Here is a 17731-nt window from a genome sequence, read left to right as displayed (position 1 = left end):
CACAAATCTTAAGCCCTGAACTGCCCCAGGCTCGCCTTCAACTGCGCCGCCAATCCATCCAGCACCTTGCCGCTGGCCGTGGTCTCCACCACCGCCTGAGCTGCTTTCTCAGCCTGTGCATGAATGGTCTCGACCCGACCCCGCACCGCTTGCGCGCCTTGCGCCTGATGCGCCGCTGCCTGCGTCGCCAGACCAATCGCCGCATGCACCTGCTCGACCGACGCCTGCACCGATTGTTGCAACCTTGCGCTATCACGCAACACCAGCAAACCTTCATTGGCTTGACGCCCGGCCTGGCCAATCGCGGCCACCGCTTCCCGCGCACCTTGCTGCAAGGCAACGATGTGCGCCTGGATGTCGCCGGTAGAGCTCTGGGTCTTGCTTGCCAGCGCTCGGACTTCGTCCGCCACCACGGCAAAGCCGCGACCGGTTTCGCCGGCACGCGCCGCTTCGATGGCGGCGTTGAGTGCCAGCAGATTGGTTTGTTCGGCGATCCCGTGAATCACCGTCAGCACCACCTCAATCTGCTCGCTCTGCTGCGCCAGCCGCTCGATGACTTTCGACCCGGTATCGACCTGCCCGGCCAACGCCTCGATCAGGCTGCCGACTTTCGCCGAGGTCCGGGTGTTCTCATCGGTGGCCGACCGAATGTCCACCACCTGCTGCAACGCTGCCTGCATGGCGTGGCTTTCTGACTGGGCTTCATCCGCCATCTGCGACAACGCACGCAAGCTCTCGGCCACTTCATCGCGCTGCATGCCCGCCGCTTTATCCGCTCCGGCATTGCGCAGGGTCATGGCGCCGATTTCCACGCCGGTGCGCTGAGCCACATCCCCCGCTTCGCGCACGATTGGCTGCAACTTATCCACGAAGCGGTTGACCGCGGCGGCCATGTCGCCGATTTCGTCTTTGCTGTTGATCTGCACACGCTTGGTCAGGTCGCCCTCGCCCGCCGCCAGGTCATCCATCGCGGCGATGAGCAATTTCAAGCGATTGACCACTCGACGGCCCAACACAACAGCGAGCAACAGCAGCACACCGCAACCGACCAGCGCCAGGAACATCCCGATGCGCCAGCGCAATGTCGATGCCGCTTCCTGCACGGTACTGGTGGTGTTGGCTTTCATTTCCGACGCCGTGGCCTGCGCGGACGTCAGGCGTGCACGCATCGCCGTGGCGCTGTCGGCAGCAGCACCTTTGAGGCTGTCGCCGACCAGTTGATCACCGCTGGCGATCAGCGCCGCAAAACGTTTATCCAGGGCTGCCAGATCGGTTTCCACCGAAGCGGTCGAAACGCCCATCAAGACCTTGCCGATTTCCACGCCATTGGGATTGATCGAGGCTTCGAGGTAGTAGACCGACGGATCGTTCTTCGCCGCATCCAGCACCTTGTCCAGCGCACGCTCGCCCTGGCCTTTCTCCAGCAATGCCTTGTTGATCGGGTTTTCGCGGTTGAGGTAGCGCGTCAGGTGCTGACCCGTCGCATCGTCATACACCACGAACAACACGTTGGGATTGCGCTGGGCCCGGCGGGCGAATTCGGAGAGGGTTGGAACGTCGCTGTCCCACATGGCACGCGGAGCGACCGAGGCCAGCAGTTGCGCCATGTCATTGGCCGAATCCTTGAGATCCTTTTCCAACGTCGCACGCAGTTGCAGCTGCTCGTCTTTCAATCGCGTAGACAGGCCGGCGGTGAGTCGCTGGCGGGTACTGGTGGAGAGGCTGTCCAGGCTCGACGTGACTTCACGCCCCGCCTGCTCAAGTTCGCCAGACAGTTTTTGGCTGTCGGCACCCAGGCGAGCAGCCAAATCGGCTTCAAGCGCAGTCACCGTGCTCCGAGTCAGGGCAACAGCCACCAGCACCTGCACCAAAAGGGCGATACCAAGGGTAACGAACACAGGCCGCAACAAACGGCTTTGTAACAGTGAGAGAACGGCCGACACTTGGAATCCCTCTGCTTTGGCGCCATTAAATTGATGGCGCGCTGGAAGCGATGCTTTTATTCAACATCACAGCAAAGGTCATGCCGTCCGGCAGGCAGAAACGACAAAGGGTCCAATCAAGGACCCTTTGCTTTTTACATCAACGACTTATTAAGCGAACGGGTGACGCAAAACGATGGTTTCGTTGCGATCCGGGCCCGTCGAAATAATGTCAATCGGCGCACCGATCAGCTCTTCGACCCGTTTGATGTAGGCACGCGCGTTAGCTGGCAGCTCTTCCAGGGCTTTGGCACCCACAGTCGACTCGGTCCAGCCCGGCACTACTTCGTACACAGGCTGCAGACCCACGTAGCTGTCAGCGTCAGTCGGGGCAACATCGTTACCTTCGGCATTTTTGTAGCCGACGCAGATATTGATGGTTTCCAGACCGTCGAGTACGTCCAGCTTGGTCAGGCAGATGCCCGAGATGCTGTTCACATCGATAGCGCGACGCAGGATAACAGCGTCAAACCAGCCACAACGACGGGCACGGCCAGTAGTCGCACCGAACTCGTGACCTTGTTTGGCCAGGTGCGCACCGACTTCGTCGAACAGCTCAGTCGGGAACGGACCCGAACCTACACGCGTGGTGTAAGCCTTGGTGATGCCCAGGATGTAGTCGAGGAACATCGGGCCAACTCCCGAACCGGTAGCAACGCCACCAGCGGTAGTGTTAGAGCTGGTCACGTACGGGTAGGTACCGTGGTCGATGTCCAGCAACGAACCTTGGGCGCCTTCAAACATGATGTCTTTGCCGGCGCGACGCAGGTCGTGCAGCTCGGCCGTCACGTCCAGCATCAGCGGCTTGAGCAGCTCAGCGTATTCTTTGCATTCAGCCAGGGTCTTTTCGAACTCGATGGCCGGCTCTTTGTAGTAACCCACCAGCATGAAGTTGTGGTAATCCACCAGTTCACGCAGCTTTTCTTCAAAGCGCGGCATGTTTAGCAGGTCGCCAACACGCAGGCCACGACGCGCAACCTTGTCTTCGTAGGCCGGGCCGATGCCGCGACCGGTCGTACCGATCTTCAGCTCGCCACGGGCCTTTTCACGAGCCTGGTCCAGCGCTACGTGGAAGGACAGGATCAGTGGGCAGGACGGGCTGATACGCAGGCGCTCACGCACTGGTACGCCTTTCTCTTCCAGCTTGATGATTTCCCGCAGCAGAGCGTCGGGTGCAACCACCACACCGTTACCAATCAGGCACTGCACGCCTTCGCGCAGCACGCCCGACGGGATCAGGTGCAAGACGGTTTTTTCGCCATCGATCACCAGGGTGTGACCCGCGTTGTGGCCACCCTGGTAGCGCACTACGGCGGCAGCATGTTCGGTCAGCAGATCAACGATCTTGCCTTTGCCCTCATCACCCCATTGGGTGCCCAGGACTACGACATTCTTACCCATAACACTTGTCCTCATTCGCGCAAACTTGGTGCCGGCCGCAGCCGGCAGGAAAACTCAAGAAGCCAGTGGCGATACTTGCCAAAGCCCGTTCTGCTGGATCAATTGCCGGTCGCAGTCCGCTTCACGGGCGGCGGCCAAAGGTTGTCCAGGCAATGCCTGAACGACACGCTGACCCTCACTGCGCAACTGGCAAACCTGCTGCCAGAGTGCCGCATCCGTACTGTCAGGCATCCAGATACCGCCAGACGGTAGCTCGATCTCAGCACGCCCCAGGGTCACCAGGGTTTTCAAATCGGTAGAGAAGCCGGTGGCCGGACGCGCGCGACCGAAGTCGGCGCCGATGTCGTCGTAACGACCGCCCTGGGCAATGGACTGGCCAACGCCCGGTACGAACACCGCGAACACGACACCGGTGTGGTAGTGATAGCCGCGCAGCTCGCCCAGGTCGAAGTAAAGCGGTAATTCCGGGAAACGCGTGGACAGTCGCTCGGCTATCGCCAGCAAATCATCCAGCGCCGCCAGAACCGGCGCCGGCGCATTGGCCAGACGCTCGCGGGCAGCGCTCAATACTTCGCGGCCGCCACACAAATCGACCAACGCTCGCAGCATTCCTGACAGATCGGCAGGCAAGCCTTCGGTCAAGGTAATGACCTCGTCGATCGCCTTGCGTTGCAACGCATCGAACAACTGCTGTTCAACTTCACCGGACAGACCGGCCGCACGGGCCAGGCCACGGTAGATGCCGACATGACCGAGATCCATGTGCACATCCGGCACATCGGCCAGTTGCAGCATGGCCAGCATCAGGCTGATGACTTCCACGTCGCTGCTCGGGCTGGCATCGCCGTACAACTCGGCGCCCAGCTGGATCGGGCTGCGCGAGGATGACAAGGCGCGCGGCTGAGCATGCAGCACGCTACCGGCATAGCACAGACGGCTCGGGCCTTCGCGGCGCAGGGTGTGCGCATCGATGCGCGCCACTTGCGGCGTGATGTCGGCACGAAAGCCCATCTGCCGGCCCGATTGCGGGTCGATGACCTTGAAGGTACGCAGATCGAGGTCCGAGCCCGCGCCGGTCAGCAGGGATTCCAGGTACTCGATATGGGGAGTCACGACAAACTCGTAACCCCAGCTCTGGAACAGATCCAACACCTGACGACGCGCGACTTCAATACGCGCCGCCTCTGGTGGCAGTACTTCTTCGATGCCATCTGGCAGCAGCCAGCGGTCTACCGTTGCCATTACGCCATTCCCCTATGATCCGGGCGGCCAGCCGTTGGGCGAGCCTTGAGTGAAGCAGAAAATGGTCGGTTCATGTGCAAACCACGCGCATAAACAACGTGGCGAAAAGCCTGAAACCGGCTTCGCCAACCACTTTCCTCGAAAAACCTGTCGAGTCATTCAACTCGGGCGCCTGCATAACAAACAGCAATCAAACGTGCAGACGCAAAAAAGCCGGGAATTTCCCGGCTGCCGCATCATACACACGTTTTCCCAAAGGATCACCCCGCCCGAGGCTTTAGCCGCCAGGCGGGGGATGATTCAGGTCAACGCTGTATCAAGGCTTGGCTTTTTCCAGGTAACGGAAGAAGTCGCTGCTTGGGTCCAGGACCATGACGTCGGATTTGTTCGCGAAGCTTTCACGGTAGGCGCGCAAGCTACGGTAGAAACCGTAGAACTCCTGGTCCTGGCCGTAAGCCTTGGAGTAGATCGCAGCGGCCTGGGCATCACCGTCACCGCGAACCTCTTCAGATTCACGATAGGCTTCAGCCAGCAGCACGCGGCGTTGACGATCGGCGTCGGCACGGATGCCTTCTGCCAGTTCGTTACCCTTGGCGCGGTGCTCGCGAGCTTCACGCTCACGCTCGGAGCTCATACGCTCGAACACACTGCGGTTCACTTCTTTAGGCAGATCGATGGCCTTGACCCGAACATCGACGACTTCGATGCCCAGCTCTTTTTCCGCCATCTTGTTCAGCGACGCCGTGATATCGGTCATCAGCGCATCGCGCTCACCGGAAACCACTTCGTGCAACGTGCGCTTACCGAACTGGTCACGCAGGCCCGATTCCAGACGACGGGAAAGACGCTCGTCGGCAATCTGCTTGAGGCCGGAGGTCGCGGTGTAGTAACGCTCAGCGTCCTTCACACGCCACTTGGCGTAGGCATCGACCATGACGGCTTTCTTTTCCAGCGTCAGGAAGCGTTGTGTCGGTGCATCCAGCGTCATCAGGCGTGCGTCGAATTTGCGCACCTGGTTAACGTAAGGCACTTTCACATGCAGGCCCGGCTGAACATCAGTCTGGACCACACGACCGAACTGCAGCAGCACCGCACGCTCGGTCTGAGCCACGATGTAGAAGCAGTTCCAGGCAGCGATGGCCACGACGACGCCGACAATAAGGGCGATCAGCGATTTATTGCTCATCAGCGACTCTCCCTGGTACGTGCTTGCTGTTGCTGCAGATCAGCGGCTGCACGCGCATTCGCTTCATTGCTGGTGGCTGCCGCACCGGTCACCGGAGTGCTGGTGTTGCGACCACTTTCGACCATCTTGTCCAGCGGCAAGTAGAGCAGATTGCTCTGGCCATTCTTGTTGCCGGTCACGAGAACCTTGCTGGTGTTGGTGAAGACTTCCTGCATGGTGTCCAGGTACAGACGCTCACGGGTCACCTCAGGTGCCTTGCGGTACTCGCTCACCAGTTTGGTGAAGCGATCAGCCTCACCCTTGGCGCGCGAGACGGTTTCGTCACGGTATCCGTTGGCATCTTCGATGATGCGCTGGGCCTGACCACGGGCTTCCGGCACGACGCCGTTGGCGTAGGTTTCAGCCTGGTTGCGCGAACGCTGCTCGTCTTCACGGGCACGGATCACGTCATCGAAGGCTTCCTGTACTTCACGCGGTGCCGCTGCGCTCTGTACGTTCACCTGGGTAACGGTGATACCGGTGCGATAAGTATCCATGAAGCGTTGCAGACGCTCCTTGATTTCGCTGGCCATCAACTCACGACCTTCGGTCAGCACCTGGTCCATCGCGGTAGAACCCACCACATGGCGCAAGGCACTTTCGGTCGCGTGCTGCAGGCTGATTTCCGGCTGATCGACGCTCAGCACGAAGTCCTGCAGGTTGCTGATCTTGTACTGCACGGTCAGCGGCACTTCGACGATGTTCTCGTCCTCAGTGAGCATTTGACCCTGCTTGGTATAGGCACGCTCACGCGTGACGTTTTCCAGGTACTTGCGATCGATCGGCGGGAAATAGATGTTCAGGCCCGGGCCGACGGTTTCGTAGTACTTGCCGAAGCGCAGCACCACGGCTTGCTCCTGCTCGTCGACTACGTAGACCGCACTGTACAGCCACACGGCCGCCAGCACGACCAGGCCGATGCCGAGCAGGCCGCCGAAGCCGCCACTCTTGCCCGAACCACCGCCGTCATCACCACGTTTCTTACCACCACCGAACAACCCGTTCAGGCTTTCCTGCAGCTTTCGGAAGGCCTCGTCGAGATCCGGTGGTCCCTTGCGGTCGCCGTTATTGCGGCGCTTGCCACCCCAAGGATCCTGATTATTCGAGTTGCCACCCGGCTCATTCCAAGCCATAGCGCTCTCCATCTGATAAAGCAAAGACGCACCCACGGCGCGCCGACCAATGCTACAGAATGCCTGTCACCGCGGCACAACCGCTTTCTCAGGCTTTTATTGCAAAGTGTGTTGCTCGATGAACTCCGTCGGCACAACGCCTTCACGGCTGACCAGTCGATTGAGCTCCGAGCGCGGCAATCTAACGGCCAGCAAGCTGACACCTTCTTCGTCGTGTTCTTCTTTCTGCACCGCTCCGAGTTCGAAGAACTGCGCACGCAGTCGAGCGAATCGTTGCGGCAAGCGCAAGGTACCGACAAACAAATCACCGCCCAGTAACTCGGCAATGGCTTGCTCAAGCAATTCCAGACCACTGCCATCACGCGCCGACAGCCAGACCCGTTGAGGTTTGCCGTTTTCGTCGCGCTGGATTTGTGGCTCAACGCCTTCAAGCAAATCGAGTTTGTTATAGACCTCGAGGATCGGCAAGTCCTGGGCACCAATCTCGCCCAGCACTACCATCACCTGCTCGATCTGCAACATGCGATCCGGTTCGGCCGCATCGATCACGTGCAACAGCAGGTCGGAGTTGCTCGACTCTTCGAGCGTAGACCGAAATGCCTCAACCAGCTTGTGAGGCAAGTGGCGGATGAAACCCACAGTGTCGGCCAGGACAATCGGCCCCAGGTCGTCCAGTTCCAGACGGCGCAAGGTCGGGTCCAGCGTGGCAAACAACTGGTCAGCTGCGTACACGTCGGATTTCGTCACGTTATTGAAAAGCGTGGATTTACCGGCGTTGGTATACCCCACCAAAGACACGGTAGGGATATCTGCACGCGTACGGCCACGTCGCGACTGTTCGCGCTGGCTGCGCACTTTTTCCAGCCGACCCTTGATCTGTCGCAGGCGAACCCGCAGCAAACGGCGGTCGGTTTCCAGCTGGGTTTCACCCGGGCCACGCATGCCGATACCGCCACCTTGACGCTCAAGGTGAGTCCAGCCACGAACCAGCCGGGTGCTCATGTGGTCAAGCTGGGCCAGTTCTACCTGGAGCTTGCCTTCATGGGTACGGGCGCGTTGGGCGAAAATATCGAGAATCAGACCGGTGCGGTCGATCACGCGACACTCGAAAACACGTTCGAGGTTACGTTCCTGACTGGGCGTGAGGGTGTGATTGAAAATCACCAGATCGGCCTCTTCGGCATGGACCAGGTCGCGTAGTTCCTCGACCTTGCCACTGCCGATCAGGAATTTGGCGGTTGGCCGATGACGCGGCACGTTAAAAAACGCAACGGTCTCGGCGCCGGCCGAATTAGCCAACTCCTGAAACTCCTGCGGATCTTCGCGCGCCTCAGGGTCCTGTCCATCCAAGTGAACGAGGATCACTCGCTCACCACCACCGTGGCGCTCAAAGAACAAAGGAGACTCCTATCAGGCGTTACCTGGCTCAGCGTCACCTGCTTCGGATTCGGTTGCACTAGGCAGACGAATTGGACGAACCGGCACCACTGTAGAGATAGCGTGTTTGTAGACCATTTGGCTGACGGTGTTCTTCAGCAGGATAACGAACTGGTCGAAAGACTCGATCGTGCCTTGCAGTTTGATCCCGTTGACCAGGTAGATGGACACCCCAACTTTCTCTTTACGTAAAGTATTCAAGTAAGGGTCTTGTAGCGAATGCCCTTTTGACATGTGCCGCACTCCTTTAAGGATTCAATATAAAAAATAGGTAAACAGATGGCTTGTGGCCGTCACACCCCCAAGGATAGACGGCAATTGCAAGGACTCAGCTCAATATGGAGATGGTCCCAAGGTATTTCAAGGCGCGCGGCAGATTGTCGCAATCCAGGCTGTCCAGCCAGTGTAAATCAGCCCAACTGCGCAGCCAGGTGAACTGACGTTTTGCCAATTGGCGCGTGGCAATGATTCCACGTTCCTGCATCTCGGCTTGTGTCAGCTTGCCATCCAGGTAGTCCCAGACTTGTCGGTAGCCTACCGCACGTATCGACGGCAACCCTGAATGCAGGTCACTTCGCTTACGCAGGGCTACGACCTCGTCAATGAATCCCTGTTCCAACATAACTGTGAATCTTTGTTTAATTCGCTCGTGCAATACCTGGCGATTTGCCGGAGCAATGGCCAAGTTCGCGACAGTATAGGGCAATTGTTGCAGTCCCGAAGCGGCTGCTTCAGTACTTTGCGCACTTTGTCTCAGTCGCAGCTCGGTCATGCTCTGACCGCTGACGCGATAAACTTCCAGTGCTCGACTGAGTCGCTGGGGATCGTTCGGATGAATTCGCGCCGCCGATACCGGATCGACGAGCGCCAACTGGTCGTGCAGGGCTTGCCAGCCAAGGCGTGCAGCCTCTTCTTCGATCTGCGCGCGAACCTCGGGATCGGCCGCCGGCATTTCCGCCAGTCCTTCGACCAAAGCCTTGTAGTAGAGCATCGTGCCGCCTACAAGCAACGGAATTTTGCCTCGCGAAGTGATCTCGGCCATCGCCTCAAGTGCATCACGACGAAATTCCGCCGCCGAATAGCTCTCGGCCGGGTCGAGAATATCGATCAATCGGTGCGGAAACTCGGCCAGAATCTCTTTCGAAGGCTTGGCGGTGCCGATGTCCATGCCGCGATAGACCAACGCCGAATCGACACTGATCAGCTCGCAAGGCAGGACCTTGGTCAGCTCGATAGCCAGATCAGTCTTGCCCGCTGCGGTCGGGCCCATCAGGAAAATCGCAGGAGGGAGCTGGCTCATCAGCGACCGCGCAAGAACAGTTTGTCCAGATCGTCCAGGCCCAGTTGGGTCCAGGTCGGTCGGCCATGGTTGCATTGACCGCTGCGCTCGGTGTTTTCCATGTCCCGCAGTAGACCGTTCATCTCCGGCAGCGCCAGACGCCGGTTCGCCCGAATCGCGCCGTGGCAGGCCATGGTGCCAAGCAGTTCGTTCAGGTGTGCCTGGATGCGATCGCTGGTGCCGTATTCCATCAGGTCCGCCAGCACATCACTGACCAAGCGGTTGGCTTCGGCTTGCTTGAGCAAGGCCGGGATCTGCCGGATCGCCAGTGTTTCCGGGCCAAGTCGCTGCAGCTCGAAGCCAAGACGCTGGAACCACGCGACGTTTTCTTCGGCGCAGTCACCTTCGCGCTCGCTCACTGCCAACGATTCCGGCACCAACAGCGGCTGGCCGCTCAGGCCTTCGCTGGCCATGGCGACTTTCAGGCGCTCGTACATGATCCGCTCGTGGGCGGCGTGCATGTCCACCAGCACCAGGCCCTGGGCGTTTTCCGAGAGGATGTAGATACCTTTGAGTTGCGCCAAGGCGTAACCCAGCGGTGGAATATCGTCCTGTCCGGCCGGAAGTGCAGCAGCGTTGGCTTCTGGCAGCGGCGCAAAAAACTCCTTGTACGCAGACTGAGCCTCAGCCGCCGGCACGCCGGACTGAGGACGCGGCGTGTATTGATACTGATAACCGGCGCCAGCGCCCGAGCCTGCCGGCGTGTTGAATGACGGCTGTGCCTGCGGCTGCTCCAGCAACGCATTGGCCGCCAGGCGCATTTCACCCTGCGGCCCGAACTCGCCGGCATCGATACCGGACGGGCGAACAATCGCCGTCGCCACCGGTGCAGCCAGGTGATCATCCGGACGCACATCGCCCAAGGCGCGGTGCAAGGTGCCGTAGAGAAAGTCGTGAACCATGCGCCCGTCACGGAAGCGCACTTCGTGTTTGGTCGGGTGAACGTTGACGTCGACACCGGCCGGATCGACTTCGAAAAACAGCACGAACGTCGGGTGCCGACCATTGAACAGCACGTCGCGATAAGCCTGGCGCACCGCGTGGGCCACCAGTTTGTCGCGTACGGCGCGACCGTTCACAAAGAAATACTGCAAATCCGCCTGGCTGCGGTTGAACGTCGGCAAACCGACCCAACCCCACAAATGCAGGCCGTTGCGTTCGATTTCTATCGGCAGCGCCTGCTCGAGAAAACCCGAACCGCAGATGGCCGCCACTCGCCGGGCGCGGGCCGCGTCGTCATGGGCTTCGTGCAGGCTGAGGATGGTTTTGCCGTTGTGACGCAAATGGAACGCCACATCGAAACGTGCCAACGCCAGGCGCTTGATCACTTCTTGCAGGTGATCGAATTCGGTTTTTTCAGTCTTGAGGAATTTGCGCCGCGCCGGCGTATTGAAGAACAGGTCGCGCACTTCCACCGAGGTGCCCACCGGATGGGCCGCGGGTTGGACGCGAGGCGCCATGTCCCGACCTTCGGTCTCGACCTGCCAGGCCTGGTCGGCATCCTTGGTGCGGGACGTCAGGGTCAGACGCGCCACGGAGCTGATCGAAGCGAGGGCTTCACCACGAAACCCGAGGCTCATGACCTGCTCGAGGTCTTCCAGGTTGCGGATCTTGCTGGTGGCGTGTCGCGCCAAGGCCAGCGGCAAGTCATCGGCCGAAATGCCGCTGCCGTCATCGCGCACCCGCAGCAGCTTGACGCCGCCCTGCTCCACATCGACATCAATACGCCTGGCGCCGGAGTCGAGGCTGTTCTCCAGCAACTCCTTGATCACCGAAGCCGGACGTTCAACCACCTCACCGGCGGCAATCTGGTTCGCCAGTCGCGGGCTGAGCAGCTCGATGCGAGCCGTATGGGTCAACACCTGGTTCATTCTTTGGACGCCAGTTCTGTGCCGGGAATGGTCAGGGTCTGACCGATCTTCAGCTCGTCGCTTTTCAGGTTATTGGCGCTGCGCAGGGTCGCGGGAGACACTTGATAACGCACGGCAATCATCGCCAGCGTCTCGCCCGGATTCACCCGATGATCACGTGGCCCCTGGGCGATCTTGCCGGAATCACGCAGCCAGGCAATGTAGGTGCCCGGCGGCGGGTTCTGCTGGAAGAACTGGCGCACGCCGCTGCTGATCGAACGCGCCAGCGCCTGCTGGTGGTTCGCTGCGGCCAGTTTGGAGGCTTCGTTGGCGTTGGAGATGAACCCGGTCTCCACCAGGATCGACGGAATGTCCGGCGACTTCAGCACCATGAACCCGGCCTGCTCCACGCGCTGCTTGTGCAGCGGCGTGACGCGACCGATGTTGCTCAAGACTTTCTGGCCAACGTTGAGACTGGAGGTCAGGGACGCGGTCATCGACAAATCGAGAAGCACGCCTGCGAGCATACGGTCCTTATCGTCGAGGCTGACGTTGCCGGCACCGCCGATCAAATCGGAACGGTTTTCGCTATCGGCCAACCAGCGCGCGGTCTCCGAGGTAGCACCACGATCAGACAGGGCAAATACCGATGCACCGAACGCTGCAGCCGAAGGCGCGGCATCGGCGTGGATCGAGACGAACAGGTCAGCGCCTTTCTTGCGGGCGATTTCGGTACGGCCGCGCAGAGGAATGAAGTAGTCGCCGGTGCGGGTCAGTTCGGCGCGGAAGCCTTTCATGCCGTTGACCTGACGCTGCAGTTCGCGGGCGATGGCCAGCACCACGTCTTTTTCACGCTGACCGCGTGAGCCCGAGGCCCCCGGGTCTTCGCCGCCGTGGCCGGCGTCGATCACCACGATGATGTCGCGCTTGCCGGCAGGCGCAGGCGGCAGCTTCACGGCAGGCTCCACCGGAGTCACTGGTACCGGGGCCACCTTGGCGACGTTGGTCTGCACAGGAATCGGCGCGGCATCGGCAGGGTTATCGAACAAGTCGACCACCAGGCGATTGCCGTACTGGGCGTTTGGCGCCAGGGTAAAACTTTTTGGCGTGACGGCTTTTTTCAGGTCGATGACCACCCGCAGATCGGTCGGCGTGCGTTGAGCCGAGCGCATGGCAGTGATCGGGCTATTGGCGCTGTTGACGTTCAACGGCGCACCAAGGGTGGCGCCATTGATGTCGATCACCAGCCGATCCGGTGAGGTCAGAGTGAACACGCTGTGCTGCACTGGCCCGGTCAAGTCGAACACCAGCCGTGTGTTGTCCGGCGCCCGCCACAGGCGAACGCTGTTGACCTTCGTCTCGGCCACAGCGTCGACGGTCACCGCCAAAAACAACATCCCTACGGCAGCTACCATCGCGCGAAAGCGCATACCTGACCCCATCATTTAATTGGTTTCCAATGCCAAAGCGGCACACCAGGACTCGCCGCGCGAGCCTTGGGACAAAATTTTCAGCGAACGCCCGCTGTCTTGCGGGCTAATGGTAATGGTCAGGTCGGGCTTTGGCAAAAAGCCTGCACCTTTCTGGGGCCATTCGATCAGGCACATCGCGTCATCTTCGAAGTAATCACGGATGCCGAGGTACTCCAGCTCTTCCGGATCGACCAGTCGATAGAGGTCGAAATGGAAAGCCCGGATGTCGCCGATCTCGTAGGGCTCGACCAAAGTGAACGTAGGACTCTTTACTGCCCCGACATGCCCCAAGCCACGGATGATGCCCCGTGACAGCGTGGTTTTCCCCGCCCCCAGATCGCCCTCGAGAAATATCAGACCGTGCCCTTGAGTAGTTTGTGCGATGCGTGCGCCAAAGGCGGTCATCGCCTCTTCATCGGCCAGGTACAGGGTTACTTCAGACACGGTGCTTGCTCCTCCAACAACTGACGAATGGCTGGGATCAGATCACTGGCCGCCAGCCCACGGCCCGATTTACCTGCTTGCGCGCCGGCATTGGCGTGCAGCCAGACCGCCAGGCAGGCGGCGTCGAACGCGTCCATACCCTGGGCCAGTAATGCGCCGACCAGACCGGCCAGTACATCACCCAAACCGGCGGCGGCCATGGCCGGATGGCCCTGATGGCACAACGACAACCGCCCATCGGGGCTGGCGATGAGGCTGCCGGCGCCTTTTAGAATCACCACAGCTGTATATTTTTTGCTCAATGCATGGGCGGCCGCCGGGCGATCAGCCTGAACCTCGGCGGTGCTTATCCCCAGCAACCGTGCCGCTTCACCCGGATGCGGTGTGATCACGCAGTCCTTGGGCAAGCTCACGTGCTTTGAGGCCAGCAAATTCAACGCATCGGCGTCCCAGACTTGCGGCAACGGTGCGTTGGCCGCCGCCGACAACAGACTGCGCCCCCAGGCGGCCTGCCCGAGGCCCGGGCCGACCACCAGTACGGAAACCTTTTGCAGCAGTTCCATCAGTTGATTAGCCGAGGAAGTGCCCAGCACCATGGCTTCGGGGATTCTCGCCAGTGCTGCGGCCACATGTTCACTGCGGGTGGCTATGGACACCATGCCGGCGCCACTGCGCAGCGCACTTTGTGCACTCAGCAGAATGGCACCGCCGAAACCGCGATCACCGCCGATCAGCAATACATGGCCGAATTTGCCTTTATGGGAAGTTGGCGTGCGACCTGCCAGACGCGGCAAGTTACCGACTGTCAGGCGGATAGCATCAATGTCGCCCCCGTCAAACGACTCGGGGGAGGCTTGGAGATCGTTGAACACCAGCTCGCCGACCACGTCCGCCGCATCGCCCGTAAACAGGCCCAGCTTCAGACCAATGAAGGTCACGGTCAGATCAGCCCGAACTGACGAACCGAGCACGCGCCCAGTATTGGCACAAAGGCCGGAAGGGATATCCACAGCCGCCACCGGCAGGCCGCTGGCATTGATCGTCGCGATGACACTCGCGTACGGCTCTCGCACTTCGCCCGTCAGACCGGTGCCGAGCAAGGCGTCCAGCACAACACCACGCAACTCGGATTGCGCGCTCCAGCCCTGAACGGCGACACCTTCAGCAAGGGCCTCGGCATGGGCCAGTGCCGCATCTCCCCGCAAACGCTGAGGATCACCAGCGGCCAACACCCGGACATGCCAACCGGCACGCCGGGCTAATACCGCCACCAGATAGCCGTCACCGGCGTTGTTGCCATGGCCGGCAACCACCGTCAATTCGTTCGCCGACGGCCATTGACGGACCAGCGCACGCCAGGTCGCCCGCGCTGCGCGCTGCATCAATTCGAAGCCCGGCGTACCGGCCGCGATCAGGTTCGCATCAAGGGCTCGCACGTGCGCGGCGCTGTACAGCGCGTCGGGTAAATCATCTTTAGTGTGCGGCATGCGTCTTCGGGCTCCGATGTCTGGCAGAATTATACGCACCTCAGCTCCGGTTTCTCTCGCCTCATGCCCGCTATTACCACAGACCTGCCCGCCCTCGCCCAATCCATCAAGGACTGGGGCCGCGAGCTGGGCTTTCAGCAAGTCGGCATCAGCGGCCTCGACCTGGCCGAGCATGAGCAGCACCTGGAGCGCTGGCTGGCGGCCGGCTACCACGGCGAAATGGACTACATGGGCGCCCACGGCAGCAAACGCTCGCACCCGGAGGAGCTCGTCCCCGGCACCTTGCGCGTGGTTTCCCTGCGCATGGACTACCTGCCGGGCGACACCGAAATGGCCAAACGTCTGGCCCAACCGGAAAAAGCCTACGTATCGCGTTATGCCTTGGGCCGCGATTACCACAAATTGATCCGTAAACGTGTGCAACACCTGGCAGAAAAAATTCAGGCGGTCATCGGGCCGTTCGGTTACCGCGCCTTTGTCGACAGCGCGCCGGTGCTGGAAAAGGCCATTGCGGAAAAGGCTGGCCTGGGCTGGATCGGCAAAAACACCCTGGTCTTGAATCGCAAGGCCGGCAGTTACTTCTTCCTCAGCGAGCTGTTTGTTGATCTGCCGCTGCCGGTCGACCCGCCTCACAGCACCGAACATTGCGGCCGCTGCACCGCGTGCCTCGACATTTGTCCGACCAATGCCTTTGTCGGTCCGTATGTGCTGGATGCCCGGCGCTGCATTTCTTACCTGACCATCGAACTGAAAAGCGCGATCCCCGAAGACTTGCGCCCGCTGATCGGCAATCGGGTGTTCGGCTGCGATGACTGCCAGATCGTCTGCCCGTGGAACCGCTTCGCCCGCCCGTCCGGCGAAAGCGACTTCAAGCCACGGCACAATCTGGACAACGCCGAACTGGCCGAGCTGTTCATGTGGGATGAGGACAAGTTCCTCAGCAGCACTGAAGGTTCGCCGCTGCGCCGCGCGGGTTACGAGCGTTGGCTGCGCAATCTGGCGGTAGGGTTGGGGAACGCTCCATCGAGCATTCCGGTGCTGGAAGCGCTAAAGGCGCGGCGAGACTATCCGTCGGAGTTGGTGCGCGAACACGTCGAGTGGGCACTGAAACAACACGGACTCCTGTAGCAGCTGCCGAAGGCTGCGTTCGGCTGCGGAGCAGTCGTCATCCTGCAAGCGAGTCCTGCGGCCTCGAACGCAGCCTTCGGCAGCTGCTACAGGGACCGTGCGGAAATCAGGCCTCGTCGTTATAGACGAACTTCGGCATTTCCCAGTGGAAACGAATCGCCAGCAACCGCAGCAGGAAGCCGCCAAACAGCGTGATCAAAATCGCCTGCTCGCCGGGTAATTGCAGGTAGATGCAGAACATGTAGCACCACGCCGCCGCGAACGAGACGCTGGCGTAGAGCTCACGGCGGAAGATCAGCGGGATGTCGTTGCAGAAGATGTCGCGCAGGATGCCGCCGAACACCCCGGTGATCACGCCGCTGACCGAGGCCACCAACATGCCGTGGCCCATTTCCAGGGCGGTCATGCAGCCGATCAGGGTGAATGCCACCAGACCCACGGCGTCGAGTACCAGAAACAGCGAGCGCAGATGGCGCATCCAGCGTGCAGCGAAGACGGTGAACATCGCCGCGATCGAGGTCAGCACCAGGTATTCCGGGTGTTTGACCCAGGTCAGCGGATAGTGACCGAGCAGCACATCACGCACCGAACCGCCGCCGAGCGCCGTGATGCATGCGATCAGCACCACGCCAAACCAGTCCATCCCGCGACGGCCTGCGGACAGGGCACCGGTCATGGCTTCGGCGGTGATGGCGATCAGGTAAAGCATCAGCAACATGGTGGCGGTCCCTGCAGAAAGGCGCGCAGTCTAGCCATTTCGGTGCGGCACCAAAAGAGGGCGAGAACAGACACTGAAAACCTGTGGCGAGGGGGCTTGCCCCCGTTGGGTCGCGAAGCGGCCCCAAAATCAGGCAATGTGTTTTTTCAGGCAATTCGCGCTGACGGGATTTCGACTGCTTCGCAGCCGAACGGGGCGATGCGGCGTTCCGACAAGCCCCCTCGCCACAAAGGCACCGCAGCATCAGAACTTGATGAAATGCTTGCGGTAGTGCTGCAGCTCGGCGATGGATTCGCGGATATCGTCCAAGGCCAGGTGGGTACTGCCCTTCTTGAAGCTGTCGCGCACGTCCGGCGCCCAGCGTGCGGCCAGCTCTTTAAGGGTCGACACGTCGAGGTTGCGGTAGTGGAAGAAGCTTTCCAGGGACTTCATGTGGGTATAAAGGAAGCGACGGTCCTGGCAGATGCTGTTGCCACAGATCGGCGACTTGCCCTTCGGCACCCATTGCTCCAGGAAGACGATGGTTTGGGCTTCGGCTTCGGCCATGCTGATGCGGCTGTCGCGCACCCGTTGGGTCAGGCCCGAGCCGCCGTGCTGACGGGTGTTCCACTCGTCCATGCCGGCGAGGATCTCGTCGCTGTGGTGGATAGCGATCACTGGCCCTTCGGCCAAGGTGTTCAGGTCACTGTCGGTGACAATGGTGGCCATCTCGATGATGACGTCGGTATCAGGGTTCAGACCGGTCATTTCCAGGTCGATCCAGATCAGATTCTGCGGGTTTTGCATGTGTCGGCTCCTAGGCAATGCTGCGCAGTTTAGCCTAGGGCGGCGCCCGGGCGTGCTAAACTCGCGGCCGTTTTACCTAATCGCTGC

At 60.6% G+C, this 17731-nt stretch carries 15 protein-coding genes; 1 reads left to right on the top strand and 14 read right to left on the bottom strand.

Annotated elements, in window-relative coordinates:
• Positions 1-8: 8 nt before the first annotated feature.
• From ACA072_RS02645 to ACA072_RS02590, 12 genes are all read right to left on the bottom strand, one after another.
• Entirely contained in the window at positions 9-1943 is a 1935-nt protein-coding gene (locus ACA072_RS02645; protein ID WP_497622929.1) for a methyl-accepting chemotaxis protein, read from the bottom strand.
• 150 nt (positions 1944-2093) lie between these two features.
• Entirely contained in the window at positions 2094-3383 is a 1290-nt protein-coding gene (locus ACA072_RS02640; RefSeq protein ID WP_497622927.1) for an adenylosuccinate synthase, read from the bottom strand.
• A 54-nt stretch (positions 3384-3437) separates the two neighbouring features.
• Complete coding sequence (locus ACA072_RS02635) at positions 3438-4625, bottom strand: ATP phosphoribosyltransferase regulatory subunit (RefSeq protein WP_109627704.1); 1188 nt, start codon at positions 4623-4625, stop codon at positions 3438-3440.
• A 316-nt stretch (positions 4626-4941) separates the two neighbouring features.
• On the bottom strand, positions 4942-5811 hold the full coding sequence (hflC, locus tag ACA072_RS02630; RefSeq protein WP_438659530.1) for a protease modulator HflC: 870 nt from the start codon (positions 5809-5811) through the stop codon (positions 4942-4944).
• A complete protein-coding gene (gene hflK, locus ACA072_RS02625; RefSeq protein ID WP_497332933.1) occupies positions 5811-6983 on the bottom strand; it encodes an FtsH protease activity modulator HflK in 1173 nt (390 codons plus the stop codon). Before hflK ends, hflC begins: the two co-directional genes overlap by 1 nt.
• Before the next feature lie 96 nt (positions 6984-7079).
• Positions 7080-8381 carry a ribosome rescue GTPase HflX gene (gene hflX / locus ACA072_RS02620; RefSeq protein WP_497622924.1) on the bottom strand — a complete coding sequence of 434 codons (1302 nt, stop codon included), beginning with the start codon at positions 8379-8381 and terminating at the stop codon, positions 7080-7082.
• A gap of 12 nt (positions 8382-8393) precedes the next feature.
• A complete protein-coding gene (gene hfq, locus ACA072_RS02615; protein WP_007902656.1) occupies positions 8394-8654 on the bottom strand; it encodes an RNA chaperone Hfq in 261 nt (86 codons plus the stop codon).
• 94 nt (positions 8655-8748) lie between these two features.
• Positions 8749-9720 (bottom strand): tRNA (adenosine(37)-N6)-dimethylallyltransferase MiaA, encoded by a 972-nt coding sequence (gene miaA, locus ACA072_RS02610; RefSeq protein ID WP_497622922.1) that lies wholly within the window; start codon positions 9718-9720, stop codon positions 8749-8751.
• A complete protein-coding gene (gene mutL / locus ACA072_RS02605; protein WP_497622920.1) occupies positions 9720-11630 on the bottom strand; it encodes a DNA mismatch repair endonuclease MutL in 1911 nt (636 codons plus the stop codon). Before mutL ends, miaA begins: the two co-directional genes overlap by 1 nt.
• Positions 11627-13006: an N-acetylmuramoyl-L-alanine amidase gene (locus tag ACA072_RS02600; protein ID WP_497624939.1), complete on the bottom strand. Its 1380-nt coding sequence runs from the start codon at positions 13004-13006 to the stop codon at positions 11627-11629. Before ACA072_RS02600 ends, mutL begins: the two co-directional genes overlap by 4 nt.
• Positions 13007-13054: 48 nt before the next feature.
• Positions 13055-13525 (bottom strand): tRNA (adenosine(37)-N6)-threonylcarbamoyltransferase complex ATPase subunit type 1 TsaE, encoded by a 471-nt coding sequence (tsaE, locus tag ACA072_RS02595; RefSeq protein ID WP_403106167.1) that lies wholly within the window; start codon positions 13523-13525, stop codon positions 13055-13057.
• Positions 13513-15012: an NAD(P)H-hydrate dehydratase gene (locus ACA072_RS02590; protein WP_497622918.1), complete on the bottom strand. Its 1500-nt coding sequence runs from the start codon at positions 15010-15012 to the stop codon at positions 13513-13515. The genes tsaE and ACA072_RS02590 overlap by 13 nt, the downstream gene beginning before the upstream one ends.
• Before the next feature lie 63 nt (positions 15013-15075).
• Between ACA072_RS02590 and queG the strand changes: the two genes are divergently transcribed.
• On the top strand, positions 15076-16140 hold the full coding sequence (queG, locus tag ACA072_RS02585) for a tRNA epoxyqueuosine(34) reductase QueG (RefSeq protein WP_497622916.1): 1065 nt from the start codon (positions 15076-15078) through the stop codon (positions 16138-16140).
• A 106-nt stretch (positions 16141-16246) separates the two neighbouring features.
• On the opposite strand, the gene ACA072_RS02580 is transcribed toward queG, so the two are convergent.
• Both ACA072_RS02580 and orn read right to left on the bottom strand, forming a co-directional pair.
• Positions 16247-16858, bottom strand: coding sequence for a trimeric intracellular cation channel family protein (locus ACA072_RS02580; RefSeq protein ID WP_145310220.1), 612 nt, complete (start codon positions 16856-16858; stop codon positions 16247-16249).
• Between the two features lie 243 nt (positions 16859-17101).
• Entirely contained in the window at positions 17102-17644 is a 543-nt protein-coding gene (gene orn, locus ACA072_RS02575) for an oligoribonuclease (RefSeq protein WP_497622914.1), read from the bottom strand.
• Positions 17645-17731: the final 87 nt, after the last annotated feature.

It is taken from the genome of Pseudomonas sp. LBUM1656 (genome assembly GCF_059716065.1).
This window is presented reverse-complemented; position numbering and strand designations above follow the sequence as displayed.